The sequence below is a fragment of the Bacillus cereus group sp. BfR-BA-01355 genome (genome assembly GCF_022663675.1).
In the GTDB taxonomy this organism is placed as follows: domain Bacteria; phylum Bacillota; class Bacilli; order Bacillales; family Bacillaceae_G; genus Bacillus_A; species Bacillus_A thuringiensis_S.
Window position 1 is genome coordinate 62,232 of sequence record NZ_JAKUFY010000004.1, and the last position, 14,611, is coordinate 76,842.

A 14,611-nucleotide genomic window follows, 5' to 3' on the forward strand; every position below is an offset into this window, starting at 1 on the left:
ATTTACCAACTCCATTTTTTATTTCCATTATTCCCCTTTGAAAGCACGTTTAAGCTTTCCGAATAAACTATCATCCTGCTCTTCTTGTCCTGCAAATTCACGTAATAAATCTTTTTGCTGTGAAGTCAATTTCGTCGGTACAACAACACGAACGACTACATATTGATCTCCTTGGCCGTATCCACGTACGTTCGGAGCACCTTTTCCTTTTAAGCGGAATTCTGTTCCAGTTTGTGTTCCTGCTGGAATTTTCAGCTTCACTTTACCATGAACAGTAGGAACTTCCACTTCATCACCAAGCGCCATTTGCGCAAATGTTAATGGCATTTCGCAAATAATGTGATCTCCTTCACGCTCGAAGAATTCATGATTTCTTACATGAACGACAACATATAAGTCTCCTGCTGGTCCGCCATTTACGCCGGCTTCACCTTTTCCAGACACACGAATTTGTTGACCATTATCGATACCCGCTGGAATTTTAACATTGATTTTTTTACGTTTACGAACTTTACCTGAACCGTGACATGTCGTACATTTTTCTTTAATAATTTGTCCAGTTCCTGAACAATGACCACAAGCTTGACGGTTTACGATACGACCAAACGGTGTGTTTTGCTCTACACTCACTTGACCAGAGCCTGAACAATGTTTACATGTTTCTTTTGAAGTTCCTGGTTTTGCTCCACTACCTTTACAAGTATCACATGGATCTTCTACTGGAATTTCCACATTTAATTCCTTACCAAAAATAGCTTCTTCAAAATCTAAAGTGACTTGATATTGTAAGTCAGCACCTTGGCGCGGAGCATTTGGATCACGACGTCTGCCGCCGCCACCGCCAAAGAAAGAACTAAATATATCTTCAAAACCGAAGCCACCGCCGAAGTCTCCTCCGCCGCCAAATCCACCGAATCCTTGATTTGCACCAGCATGACCAAATTGATCGTACTGCGCACGCTTTTGATCATCACTTAACACTTCGTATGCTTCTTGTACTTCTTTAAACTTTTCAATTGCATTTTCTTCTTTGCTTACGTCTGGATGGTATTTTTTAGCCAAACGACGATACGCTTTTTTTATTTCATCTGTTGAAGCGCCCTTGCTAAGTCCAAGGACCTCATAATAGTCTCGTTTACTCATAAATTTACAACCCCCGAATCTTTCACATAAACGTAATTTTAACACCGAAAGAAAGTGCTTTGCAACAAAGTTTCCTCACTTACAGTATGCAAAGCGAAAAACTTAAGATCCTCACACATCACTTCTCATTCGTGAAAAAAGCCAAAGTCAAGGCACGCTTGACTTTGACTTTTTGTCATCTTACTTATTATGTTTACAGTTGAATTACTTGTCTTCTTTTACTTCTTCAAACTCAGCGTCAACTACATTGTCTTTCTTCGTGCCAGCGTCTTGTGCACCTTGCGCACCTTCTGCTTGACCAGCAGCTGCTTGAGCTTGCTCGTATAATTTAACAGTTAATTGTTGTACGATTTCTTGTAAAGCATCTTTTTTCGCACGAATTTCTTCAAGCTCGTTTTTCTCAATTGCAGCTTGTAATGCTTCTTTCGCTTCTGTTGCTTTTGCAACTTCAGCTGCATCTACTTTACCTTCTAAATCTTTTACAACTTTGTCTGTTTGGAATACAAGTTGGTCAGCTTCGTTACGAAGTTCAACTTCTTCCTTACGTTTTTGGTCAGCGTCAGCATTTGCTTCCGCTTCTTGTACCATACGTTCTACTTCTTCATCAGAAAGACCTGAAGAAGATTGGATTGTAATAGCTTGCTCTTTGCTTGTTCCTAAGTCTTTCGCACGTACGTTAACGATACCGTTCGCATCAATATCGAATGTTACTTCGATTTGTGGAATACCACGTGGTGCTGGTGGAAGGTCAGTTAATTGGAAACGACCTAACGTTTTGTTGTCAGCTGACATTGGACGCTCACCTTGTAATACGTGAATGTCTACTGCTGGTTGATTATCAGCAGCTGTCGAGAATACTTGTGACTTACTTGTTGGAATTGTAGTGTTACGCTCGATTAATTTCGTGAACACGCCACCCATAGTTTCAATACCTAAAGAAAGTGGAGTTACGTCTAATAATAGAACGCCTTCTACATCACCAGTAAGTACGCCACCTTGAACTGCAGCACCTAATGCTACAACTTCATCAGGGTTTACACCTTTATATGGCTCTTTACCAGTTTCACGTTTAATAGCTTCTTGTACAGCTGGGATACGAGTAGATCCACCAACAAGAATAACTTTATCTAATTCGCTTGGAGCAAAACCAGCGTCTTTTAATGCACGACGAGTTGGCTCTAATGTTCTTTCAACAAGACCTGCTGAAAGCTCTTCGAATTTCGCTCTTGTTAACGTTAATTCTAGGTGTAATGGACCAGCAGCTCCAGCACTAATGAATGGTAATGAAATTTGAGTTTGTGTTACACCAGAAAGATCTTTTTTCGCTTTTTCAGCTGCATCTTTCAAGCGTTGAAGCGCCATTTTATCTTGGCTTAAATCAATGTTATTTTCTTTTTTGAACTCAGCTACTAAGTGATCGATGATAACTTGGTCAAAGTCATCGCCACCAAGACGGTTGTCACCAGCAGTTGAAATAACTTCGAATGTGCCGTCTGCTAACTCAAGGATAGATACGTCAAATGTACCGCCACCTAAGTCATATACTAAGATTTTTTGTTCTTCGTCTTGTTTTTCTAAACCGTAAGCAAGTGCTGCTGCTGTTGGCTCGTTAATGATACGCTCAACTTCTAAACCAGCGATACGACCAGCATCTTTCGTTGCTTGACGCTCTGCATCGTTGAAGTATGCAGGTACTGTAATAACAGCTTTCGTTACTGTTTCACCTAAGTATGCTTCAGCAGAAGCTTTTAAGTTTTGTAAAATGATTGCAGAAATTTCTTGAGGTGTATAATCTTTACCTTCAACTTCTACTTTGTAGTCTGTACCCATATGACGTTTAACAGACATGATTGTATTTGGGTTTGTAATTGCTTGGCGCTTTGCAACTTCCCCAACTTGACGTTCTTCATTTTTGAAAGCTACAACAGAAGGTGTTGTACGGTTTCCTTCTGGATTTGGGATAACCTTTGGTTCTCCACCTTCCATAACAGCTACACAAGAGTTTGTTGTACCTAAGTCAATACCGATAATTTTACTCATGGCGAATCCTCCTAGTTTTATGTAAATTATTGATTTACTTTTACCATTGATGGGCGAATCACACGGTCTTTTAATTTATAACCTTTTTGGAATTCTTCCACAACCGCGTTTGATTCAAATTCACTATCTTCCACTTGCATAATAGCTTGGTGTTCATTAGGATCAAACTGTTTACCAACAGCTTCAATCACTTCCACACCTTCTTTAGTCAGCGCTTCTAACAATTGACGATGCACCATTTCCATGCCTTGTAACAAGGATTTCGTTTGCTCATCAGTTGCTTCCACTTGCATTGCTCTTTCAAAATTATCAAGAGCTGGCAAGATGTCTGAAACTAGACTTTGTGCTCTATATTTTTCAGCAGCCTGTTTATCCATTTGGACACGGCGCTTATAATTTTCAAAATCAGCTTGTAGACGTAATGTGCGACCTTCCGTTTCCGTTAGTTTCGCTTGTAACTCATCTACTTTTTCTTGTAAAAGAGCAGCCTCACTTTTTTCTTCTACAGTTTCTTCACTGTTTTCTGGCGTGACAGCTTCTTCAACTTGCGCTTCTTTTACTTCTTCTACCACTTGTTCGTTACGCTCTTCCACAATATTCACCTCCTTAAAAGGTATTAGGTATCATGCATAGCATGATTACCTAAGCATTATATATTACACACAGCAATGAAAATTTCATCACTTGAGCGAATGTATTACTCTCATTTACTTTTTAAGTCCATCTGTAAATTGTCTCGTAAATAACTGTAACAAACTAATTACACGAGAATATTGCATTCTTGTCGGACCTAAAATAGCAATTGTTCCAAGTTGCTCTTCGCCGATCGAATATGTTGCAGAAATTAAACTGCAATCCTCCATAGCCGTCGAAGTGTTTTCCCTACCAATTTTCACTTGAATCCCGACTTGTTTATGACGCAAAATGTCATAAAATTCGGCTTCATTATCAATCATGGTAAGCAAAGATCTAACCTTTTGAATGTCATGGAACTCTGGCTGCGAAAGCATATTTGCTTTTCCTCCAAAGTATATCTTTTCCGATAACGGAACTTGAAATGTACCATCTAACATTTTTATTGCACTATCGTAATTATGAACATACCCACGTAAAACTGTAACAATTTCCTTAAAGATTTTATTATGAAGTTCTTCCATCGGTACGCCAGATAGCTTTTCATTTAAAACATTAACCATTTTTTCTAAATCTGATAAATCAACAGATTCCGGAACGGTAATCGTTTTACTTTGTACATGCCCTGTATCAGTTACAATAATAGCGACTGCAGTTTGACGATCAAGCGGCACAATTTGTACATTTTTAAGTTTATTTGTACTTAACTTCGGTCCAAGAACAATGGCCGTATAATTCGTAAGTTCTGATAAAATTTGAGCAGATTGCTGTGCAATTTTTTCCGCTTCAAAAATTCTTTCAGCAAATAAATCTTTAATTTGTACAATTTCAGCGTTCGGTAAGTTTTGCGGCGCTAAAAGATGGTCTACATAAAATCGGTAGCCTTTCTCAGAAGGAACACGTCCAGAAGAACTGTGCGTTTTTTCAATAAAACCTAATTCTTCTAAGTCCGCCATTTCATTTCGAATAGTAGCTGAACTAAATGTAATTTCATCTTTTTTAGCCAACGTTCTAGACCCAACAGGCTGCGCTGATCCAATAAAGTCATCAATAATTGTTTGTAAAATTAAGAGCTGACGTTCCGTAAGCATCTCATCATCACCTCTGTTAGCACTCTTTGTCTTTGAGTGCTAAATCTATTAATAACTTACCAAAATTGACATTCAATTGTCAACGGAAACGTCACGAAATAATGAAACTTTTTCACGTTAATGGAACATTTAATTAGTCAATTAAAAATGATTGGAATACTTCATTCCCTAATAATTTTCCTTTTCGCGTTAAACGAACATATCCATCGCTCTCTTCAAGCAATCCTTGTTCTTGGTTGTTTTGTAACTGCTTCGCGAAAACTTGATCCATCTCCATATTAAATTTCTTTTGAAATGCTATTTTAGATACACCTTTTGTTTTTCGAAGTCCTAAGAACAACTCTTCTTCCATCTTTTCTTTCTCCGTCACCACGTGAACATCTAAATACGGAAATCCTGTTTCATCAATTTTATTAAAATATTGCTTCAGCGGACCTACATTTTGAATACGTTCCCCATTCACATAACTATGAGCTCCAGCTCCAAAGCCATAATACTCTTCATTATTCCAGTATGTGAGATTATGTCTACTTTTATTGTCACCTTTTGAGAAATTACTAATTTCATACTGGTTATAACCGTGTTTCTCCATTTCATCCATTACCATTTCATACATTTTCGCTTCATGGTCTTCACCCGGAAGACGCAATTTCCCTTTATTCATTAAGTTATAAAACACTGTTTTAGGTTCCACAATTAATGAATATGCCGAGAAATGTTGTACACCAAGCGTAAAAGCAATGTCTAATGTTTCCTTCACATCTTCTATCGTTTGTCCTGGCAAAGCATAAATAATATCTACATTAATATTTTTAAAGCCTACTTCCTGAGCTTCTCGAATCGCTAGGAATGCATCTTCCCTCGTATGCTTGCGCCCGATTTTCTCAAGCAGTTCATCACGGAACGTTTGCACACCAAAACTAATTCGATTCACTCCACCTTCTAGTAGTACATTCAACTTCTCTTTCGGTAGATCTCCTGGATTCGCTTCAAATGTCAATTCACAATTCGGAGCAAACGGGCGCAAATGACGATTAATAATCTCGAGTAATTTTTTTGTCTGTTCCATATTTAACGCTGTCGGAGTTCCACCGCCCACAAAAATCGTTTTCATACTATCAAACGGAACTCTTTGAACCGTATTTATTATTTCCTTCTCTAAATAATCTAAATATTGATCAACCGGTTGGCGTTCAATAAACACTTTATTAAAATCACAATAGTGACAAATGTGCTGACAAAACGGGATATGAATATATGCAGCTTGTACCAAATATAACTCCTACCTTTCTAAAAAGAAAACCTCCGCACTCCGGAGGATTCTCTACTTCTCTAACGTATTACGAATTTGTTCCATTCGCATTTTTCCCCAATCATACATCATTTCAACGATCGGTAAAAGTGACATGCCTAGTTCCGTCATATAATACTCAACACGAGGAGGAATTTCGGGATATACTGTTCGATCAACAATCCCATCTTCCATTAACTCTTTTAATTGGTTCGACAAAACTTTATGAGAAATGCTTGGGAATAACCGTTGTAATTCACTAAAACGATGAGGCCCTTCCACACCAAGATGCCACAGTATCACAACTTTCCACTTTCCACTAATAATAGAAAGCGTCAATTCCTTTTCACAATTAAAATTGCCATTTTGTATTTTATCTTGAATATCTTTTCGAATATTTTCGGACATTAACAATCTCCTAACTCTATATGAACTAAAAAGCTCTCTCATTATTGTAAATGAGAGCTGCTCAGATGTCTAAAAAGTAATTATACAGAAAAAAGAAGCCGCACAAACGACTTCTTTTTTATTTCAAATATTAGTTGTCATCCATTTTCAGTACAGCCATGAATGCCTCTTGCGGCACTTCTACAGAACCAACAGACTTCATACGTTTTTTACCTTCTTTTTGCTTATCAAGAAGTTTACGCTTACGAGAAATGTCACCGCCGTAACATTTTGCAAGTACGTTTTTACGCATCGCCTTAATTGTAGAACGTGCTACAACTTTATTTCCGATAGTCGCCTGAATTGGCACTTCGAACTGTTGTCTCGGAATTAATTCTTTTAATTTCTCTACAATTACTTTACCACGGTCATACGCTGAATCACGGTGTACGATAAATGATAAAGCATCCACTTGTTCATTATTTAAAAGAATATCCATTTTCACAAGTTTAGATGGTTTATAACCAATTAACTCATAATCAAATGATGCATACCCTTTCGTATTTGATTTCAATTGATCGAAGAAGTCATATACGATTTCTGATAACGGGATTTCATATGTTAATGTAACACGCGTTTCATCTAAATATTGCATATCAATAAACGTTCCACGTTTACCTTGGCAAATTTCCATTACAGCTCCAACATAGTCATTCGGAACCATAATTGAAGCCTTCACAAACGGCTCTTCTACACGATCGATAGACTGTGGGTCTGGCATATTAGATGGATTATCAACAATAACATCTTCACCGTTTGTTAAATAAACTTTATAAATAACGCTTGGCGCTGTTGTAATTAAGTCAATCTTAAATTCACGTTCAATACGTTCTTGAATGATTTCCATGTGAAGAAGTCCTAAGAATCCACAACGGAAACCAAATCCTAACGCTTGAGATGTTTCTGGTTCAAACTCAAGAGCAGAATCGTTTAACTCTAATTTTTCTAACGCATCACGTAAATCGTTATAACGAGCAGAATCAATTGGATACAGCCCACAGAATACCATCGGGTTTAATTTACGGTAACCTGGTAACGCCTCTGCAGCTGGACGTTTCGCATGTGTAATCGTATCACCAACACGTGTATCACCTACGTTTTTAATAGATGCTGCTAAGAAACCTACATCACCTACTGTTAACTCGTCACGTTGCGTAGTTTTCGGTGTAAATACACCTACTTCTGTTACTTCAAATTCTTTACCCGTTGCCATCATACGTACTTTATCGCCAACTTTTACCGTTCCATTTACAACACGGATATAAGCAATTACACCACGGTACGGATCATATAAAGAGTCGAAAATCATACATTGTAACGGCTCTTCTGAATCACCTGCCGGAGCTGGTACTTTTTCAACAATTTGTTCTAAAATTTCTTCAATACCAATTCCAGCTTTTGCAGAAGCAAGTACCGCTTCTGATGCATCTAAACCAATTACATCTTCTACCTCTTGACGTACACGTTCTGGATCCGCACTTGGTAAGTCGATTTTATTGATAACTGGTAAAATTTCCAAGTTGTTATCAAGCGCTAAGTATACGTTCGCTAACGTTTGCGCTTCAATACCTTGCGCTGCATCTACTACAAGAATCGCGCCTTCACAAGCCGCTAAACTACGAGATACTTCGTACGTAAAGTCGACGTGTCCTGGTGTATCAATTAAATGAAGAATATACTCTTCACCATCTTTTGCTTTATAGTTTAATTGTACTGCGTTTAATTTGATTGTAATACCACGCTCACGCTCTAAATCCATAGAGTCAAGCAACTGAGCTTTCATTTCGCGTTGTGTTAACGCATTTGTTTTCTCTAAAATACGGTCTGCTAACGTTGATTTTCCGTGGTCAATATGAGCAATAATAGAGAAATTACGAATTTTGGACTGTCTTTTTGCTCTTTCTTCTTTGTTCATCTATGTTCTCAACTCCTAATAGTCTCGCCAATATACACTAGCACTGATTATATCAATAGAGCAACAAAGATTCAATGAAAACTCGTGCTGCTTACGATACAAATCATTCTATCTATATCTTATGCGAATAAACCATAAGAGACAAACCCTTTTCAAATTTTAAAACGGTTGTCTTACAAATCAGTAAAACAACCATCTCCCATGCTACTCTTAGCTAAAAATCCCCTTTATTTTCCCAACAACTATATCCGTTCCGAACTTCGTCATTTCATAAGCTACACTTGCTAACGCCATCCCAATTCCTTCTACAACATTAAAACTTCTTAAACGTTCTAATTGTTGTTGTTTTTCTGAAGCTGAAAACGAACTACCCAAAATTTCTGATTCAGCACCTGTACTCTCTGTCCCTGTCATATGAGCTATTTGTTCATACGACAATTGCCGATAACCTTTCATACTTTTCAAACCATGATTAGCAAGTGACACTCCTGCTATCATCATAAGTAAACATAAAGCTACACTACATATACACAAAAGCGCAAAACGACTCAAACTATTATCATCTTTCTCCCTCAATGTGTATACGCTCCCGTATTATCTTGATCAATTTGATGATGCAGCGCTGCATTTAAACCACTCGCTATTACATTCGCCATATCCTCAATAAAAGTATCTACTTCTTTTGGGGTCACCATTAAGTTATGACCAAGAGGCGATAGCACTTCATAAATCAACCTTCTTTTTTCTTCTTCTTCTAACGTACCAACAGCACCTAAAAACATATTTCGGCTCTTTTCATCTGGCATATCTTCTTCTGTTAATTTTTTCTTTTCTCCAAATGAAAATCCCGCTGGTAACAAAGATCTTGAAGGTTTGTTTCCTTCTTTCATCTCTCGACCAAAATGTTTCAAAATAAAATCAATCGTATCACTTGTAATCGAAACGGCATCGACCACAGTCGGAACACCAATTGCGATAACAGGGATACCTAATGTCTCTTTACTTAGTTCCTTACGTTTATTCCCAACCCCTGATCCAGGATGGATTCCAGTATCAGAAATTTGTATCGTGCTATTTACTCGTTCAATAGAACGGGCAGCTAATGCGTCAATCGCAATTACAAAGTCTGGATTTGTCTTCTCAATAATCCCATAAATAACATCGCTCGTTTCGATGCCTGTAATCCCCATTACCCCCGGCCGAATTGCACTAACAGGCCTGAATCCTTCTTCTACACTTTCAGGCTGCAATTGAAACAAATGTCTCGTTACTAATACATTTTCTACAACTATTGGCCCAAGAGCATCCGGTGTTACATTCCAATTCCCAAGGCCTACAATTAAACAGCTCGCTTCTTTTGTAACACCAACCTCTTCTAAGAAATAAGAAAATTCTTTTGCAAAAATACGCTCCACTTTTTGTTGAAGTTCTGTATCTTGCTGACGTATACCTTGTACTTCAAGCGTTAAATAATTTCCAGGTTTTTTACCCATCGCTTCAGAGGCAGCTTCATCAATTGTTACTTTTGTAATTATAGTACCTTCTTCTTCCCTCTCTTTTACAATTACCCCCTGTATCCCTTTTTGTTCTTCTTGGCTTTCTTGCAACATTTGATGAGCTTCTACAGCAAGGTCAGTTCTAACGCTATATTTACTTAAATCCAATGGTTCTTTCATCGTATCTCCTCCGTAATTCATAGTAAATATCGTTAGATTTCCCAAAGTTATATAAGGTCATTCTTTCCTTTACGTGAAATTTCATGGATATACTATTGCAATTCTCTTCACCGTTTGATAGAATATCACTTGTTCTATGTAAGAATCGAGTCATTCGATTGCACCAGGGAGGTGAAAAGTATGGCAAACATCAAATCTGCTATCAAACGCGCTAAACTTAGCGAAGAGCGTCGTGCACATAACGCTTCTATCAAGTCTGACATGCGTTCTGCTGTTAAAACTGTAGAAGCTTTAGTTACTAATAACGATCTTGAAAATGCTAAAGAAGCTTTCAAAACTGCTTCTAAAAAACTTGACAAAGCAGCTCGTAAAGGTCTTATCCACCAAAACGCTGCATCTCGTCAAAAATCTCGCTTAGCGAAACAAGTAAACGCGTAAGGCGTTTAAAAAACGATCCATTTGGATCGTTTTTTTATATACAAAAAAAGTTCATGCACTAGGTACATGAACTTTTTTTGTGTCATCACATATGATTTAATCGCATTAAGAAAAACTCGAGCACAAGTTTCTTATCCATCTTTCCCGTCTTCATACTATAATCAGCTTCCGCTAATTCTATAATCACTTTTTTTAATTCTTCAAAAGAGAAAAATTTCGTTTGATTCATCGCCAATTTTACACGATACGGATGTACACCAATATGAGATGCAATTTGATTTTGCCCATAACCACGTTGCTGTAACTCTTTCACTTGATACAACAAACGGAATTGACTCACTAATAACGCAAGCAATTTAATCGGTTCTTCCTGCTGCGTAAATAATCCATCCAAAATTTGCATTGCACCTGCAATATCTTTTTTCACCACTTTTTCTGTCAAAGCAAATACATTTTGCTCAACTGATTTTGGCACAAGCTCTGCAACAAGTTTCGTCGTAATCTCTCCGCCCATACCAACGTATAACGTTAACTTGTCCATTTCCTTCGCCAACATCGTTACATTACTTCCCACAAGCTCTAGCAACAAACTAACAGCCGCGTTATCAATGTGCACATGCACTTCATCTGCCCGAGCAACAATCCACTTCTGAACATCCTGCACTTGCATCGCATTCGCTTCTACTACATCTGCTGTTTTCTTTAATAGTTTTGTAATTTTTTTTCGCTCATCAAGTTTTTCGTAAGGCGCAACAAAAACAAGAATAGAAAATGGAGAAGGTTCACCAATGTATTCTTCTAAAATTTTTATATTTTGCTCTAACTTTTCTTTTTGCGAAGTCAAAAATAGCGGTGATTTTATTAACAGTACTTTCCGCTCTCCAAAGAAAGGAAGCGTACGCGCATCCTCAACCACATCTTCTAAATACGCTTCTTCCAAATCGTATGTCACAACATTAAACTCTCGATCTTCTTCTTCAAGTGCTTCTGTCGTAATAAGCTTTATCGTTTCATTTATAAAAAAAGCTTCCGTCCCATATAGTAAATATAACGGAGCAAACTGTTTCTTTTTAATTTTTTTATGTATATCACTCATACTTTTTCCTACTCCCTAACTTGGCAATATATATTTATACTAATGCCCTAGCTTTTGTTTTACAAGTACAAAGGAACAGGCTTTATAACCCGTCCCTTTATTTATATTAAACGCCACGCAATAAGCCCCGGGTTTCTTATTGGTGTGCGGTAATCACCTTCCCTTTATTATTCACAATAAAAATTCCAGTATAAGTGCCAACTGTTAACATGCTTGGAAACAAAAAACTCACGTTACTTCATAATCTAAAACTCGCAAAAAGCTCATTTTCTCTTCACATTGAAATTGTAGATTTTTTTCTGACAATATTTTATACTAAAGTGGAATGTTGGGGAGGGATTCTAAATGAATGATTTTGAACAAAACGTTCAAAGTAAACGCAATGACGCTATTGATTCAGGGGTAGGATTTATCGTCTCATTTGGTTTTTTCGCAACACTTTTCATCATTGCAACTGTTATTAAATTTATCGGTTCTTAAAGGCTGCCACTTCATGGCAGTCTTCTCTTTTTCACCTATTATATGTCTTATCGTATGTGATTTTACTTTGAAAGGTTCCATTTTCCCCTTTAAAAACATAGGAAATAGCACCTTGCTTGTCCGTGCGCCATATCGCACTCCCCATCTTCTCCAAACGCTCTATCACTTCTTTATGCGGGTGTCCATATCTATTCTGCTTACCAACAGATATAATCGCTACACGGGGCTGTATAACGTTCAAAAAAGACTCTATAGATGACGTATTACTTCCATGATGAGCAACTTTTAAAACATCTACTCGCAAATCTGGATACGCAGATACTAAAAACTGCTCTCCTTCTTCTTCTAAATCTCCTGTAAATAGCCACGTCAATCCTCCAAATTTTGCCCATATTACAATTGAAGCATTATTTTCACTTTTTTCTTTTCCTTTTGGAGCTAAAACGAAAAATTCAGCTTCATTTACACTCCAACTTTCCCCTTCCCCCACTTCAGTTATTTTCATTTCCTTTTCTAATGCCTGTTTCTTTACTACTTTTTCTAATACTGCATCTTTTCCCTTCCGGCCAAATACAACTTCTTTTACAGGTATATATGATAATAATTCTTGCGCAGCACCTATATGATCTGCATCTCCATGCGTTACGATTAATTTATCAATTGTTTTAATACCTTCTTTTTGTAAATAGGGTATTAAAACATCAGTTCCAACAGAAAATTCATGCTTTTTTTGTTGCCACTCTTCCTTATTGACACGAAGCGTTCCACCTGTATCAATAAGATAAACCCCTTTATCATACGGAAGGCGAATTAATATTGCATCACCTTGTCCAACATCAATAAATGTTACACTTCCACTTCCTCTAAAATATGGATATACATAATGACACGTGCTAATAAAAAGAAATATACTCACAACTATACAAACCATTTTTTTCGGCGCTCTCCTTTCCCAAACTATCAATATACTGACAATACTCGCGCAATATACAGCTACAAGATTGAAGGACGTTTTCCCGAAAATAAGCTGGTTAAATGGTAAACTTTCACAATAACTTAGAAGAACATTAGACATACTCAAGCCTATTGATAACACATCCGCAAATCCTTTTGCGAGAAACGGGACAATTGGCATACACAGTAAAATAATAATGCTACATGGTAATACAATGATAGATAAAAACGGAACGTATAAGAGATTGAGGAAAATGCTATATGGAGAAAAATAACCAAAGTGATATAACAAAATCGGAGTACTAACGAGCTGTGAAATGATAGAAATATAAATAGAATTTCGGATTACTCCGTTGCTACTCCCTAATAAGAACGGAGCAGACAAAAGTAAAGCGAAGCTACCTACAAAAGAAAACTGAAATCCAATATTAAAAACAAGATAAGGGTCATATATAAGCATACATATAGCTGTTACACTTAAAGCATCTAAACTAGATAAACGAATCGAGCACATAAAAGCAATCAACATCAAAACTCCTGCTATAGAAGCCCTTATAACAGATGGTGACGCCCCTGCTAAAACCATATACAAAGGAATACAGACGATAAGGCAAATTGTTGCTACCTCCCTCGTCGCACCACTTCTTAGCAAAATAAAATATACTATCCCCATTAACAATACAATGTGCGAACCTGAAATTGCTAACAAATGTATAAGACCAAACTGTTGATATTGCTCTTCCACTTCAAACGTCATTTGTTGTCTATCACCAAATAGTAACGCATTCATAAAAGCACCTGATTGCTCTGGAAACATTTCTGTAACTTTCGAGATTGCTTGTTGCCTCAAAAGGAGAATCCATTGCATAAGCGACAGTGATGTTTTATAGCATTCAGAAATATATGTAGCCTCAAATGTGAAATGAATATGTTGCTTGTATAAATAATCACGGTAATTAAAACCATGAAAATTCCGAGCTGTTTGTGGTTCTTTCCTCTCACCCTCGAATACACATGATATCCCTGCGTATAATTGTTGCATTTTTTCCTTTTCCAGAGCTGATTTTATTCTATAACTTAATTGCACTATATTTTTATTGTGATCTTCAAATTGAAAAGATAGGCGATCGCCATTAACAAGCGGTGTATTTTGTATAACACCTCTTGTAACTCCATAGGACTCTCCTAGAGACTTATTCCACCCTTGAACATAAGAAGTGTATATAGCACCACTAAAGCACGCTACAATGCAAAAAAAGAAGGTTTTACGCGAAGTGCGATATAAACAGAAGAAAATATTTAAAAAGAGGCAAAAAACTATCAATAAAATTGTCGAGGAAAAGGCAATTGCAATCCCTATTATAAACGAGATTGCAACATACCCCCATTGTTCCTGCAACTTATACT

At 37.1% G+C, this 14,611-nt stretch carries 13 protein-coding genes; 2 read left to right on the forward strand and 11 right to left on the reverse strand.

From position 1 onward, the window contains the following. Nucleotides 1-27: 27 nt before the first annotated feature. The 9 genes from dnaJ to gpr form a co-directional block, all read right to left on the reverse strand. Complete coding sequence (gene dnaJ / locus MR167_RS02490; RefSeq protein ID WP_000043947.1) at nt 28-1,143, reverse strand: chaperone protein DnaJ; 1,116 nt, start codon at nt 1,141-1,143, stop codon at nt 28-30. 204 nt (nt 1,144-1,347) lie between these two features. Then, on the reverse strand, nt 1,348-3,183 hold the full coding sequence (gene dnaK, locus MR167_RS02495) for a chaperone protein DnaK (protein WP_000034701.1): 1,836 nt from the start codon (nt 3,181-3,183) through the stop codon (nt 1,348-1,350). Between the two features lie 26 nt (nt 3,184-3,209). Beyond that, the gene (gene grpE / locus MR167_RS02500) at nt 3,210-3,776 is read right to left on the reverse strand and encodes a nucleotide exchange factor GrpE (RefSeq protein ID WP_000392711.1); all 567 of its coding nucleotides are present in this window, start codon (nt 3,774-3,776) and stop codon (nt 3,210-3,212) included. A 114-nt stretch (nt 3,777-3,890) separates the two neighbouring features. Next, entirely contained in the window at nt 3,891-4,907 is a 1,017-nt protein-coding gene (hrcA, locus tag MR167_RS02505; RefSeq protein WP_000954942.1) for a heat-inducible transcriptional repressor HrcA, read from the reverse strand. 133 nt (nt 4,908-5,040) lie between these two features. Further along, on the reverse strand, nt 5,041-6,180 hold the full coding sequence (gene hemW / locus MR167_RS02510) for a radical SAM family heme chaperone HemW (RefSeq protein ID WP_000249440.1): 1,140 nt from the start codon (nt 6,178-6,180) through the stop codon (nt 5,041-5,043). A 51-nt stretch (nt 6,181-6,231) separates the two neighbouring features. Continuing rightward, on the reverse strand, nt 6,232-6,606 hold the full coding sequence (locus tag MR167_RS02515) for a winged helix-turn-helix transcriptional regulator (RefSeq protein WP_001293539.1): 375 nt from the start codon (nt 6,604-6,606) through the stop codon (nt 6,232-6,234). A gap of 130 nt (nt 6,607-6,736) precedes the next feature. Beyond that, the gene (gene lepA, locus MR167_RS02520) at nt 6,737-8,560 is read right to left on the reverse strand and encodes an elongation factor 4 (RefSeq protein ID WP_001030948.1); all 1,824 of its coding nucleotides are present in this window, start codon (nt 8,558-8,560) and stop codon (nt 6,737-6,739) included. 210 nt (nt 8,561-8,770) lie between these two features. Beyond that, on the reverse strand, nt 8,771-9,136 hold the full coding sequence (locus MR167_RS02525; RefSeq protein WP_001207093.1) for a YqxA family protein: 366 nt from the start codon (nt 9,134-9,136) through the stop codon (nt 8,771-8,773). Then, nucleotides 9,133-10,236, reverse strand: a complete 1,104-nt coding sequence (gene gpr / locus MR167_RS02530) for a GPR endopeptidase (protein ID WP_000662644.1) — start codon at nt 10,234-10,236, stop codon at nt 9,133-9,135. Before gpr ends, MR167_RS02525 begins: the two co-directional genes overlap by 4 nt. 180 nt (nt 10,237-10,416) lie before the next feature. Between gpr and rpsT the strand changes: the two genes are divergently transcribed. Then, a complete protein-coding gene (gene rpsT / locus MR167_RS02535) occupies nt 10,417-10,674 on the forward strand; it encodes a 30S ribosomal protein S20 (protein ID WP_001274012.1) in 258 nt (85 codons plus the stop codon). 85 nt (nt 10,675-10,759) lie between these two features. Here rpsT and holA read toward each other — a convergent pair whose 3' ends face one another. Beyond that, entirely contained in the window at nt 10,760-11,770 is a 1,011-nt protein-coding gene (gene holA / locus MR167_RS02540; RefSeq protein WP_001279923.1) for a DNA polymerase III subunit delta, read from the reverse strand. Nucleotides 11,771-12,115: 345 nt separating this feature from the next. On the opposite strand from holA, the gene MR167_RS02545 reads away from it, so the two are divergent. After that, nucleotides 12,116-12,250, forward strand: coding sequence for a YqzM family protein (locus MR167_RS02545; protein ID WP_000997609.1), 135 nt, complete (start codon nt 12,116-12,118; stop codon nt 12,248-12,250). A gap of 31 nt (nt 12,251-12,281) precedes the next feature. Here MR167_RS02545 and MR167_RS02550 read toward each other — a convergent pair whose 3' ends face one another. Beyond that, complete coding sequence (locus MR167_RS02550; RefSeq protein WP_242313840.1) at nt 12,282-14,603, reverse strand: DNA internalization-related competence protein ComEC/Rec2; 2,322 nt, start codon at nt 14,601-14,603, stop codon at nt 12,282-12,284. Nucleotides 14,604-14,611: the final 8 nt, after the last annotated feature.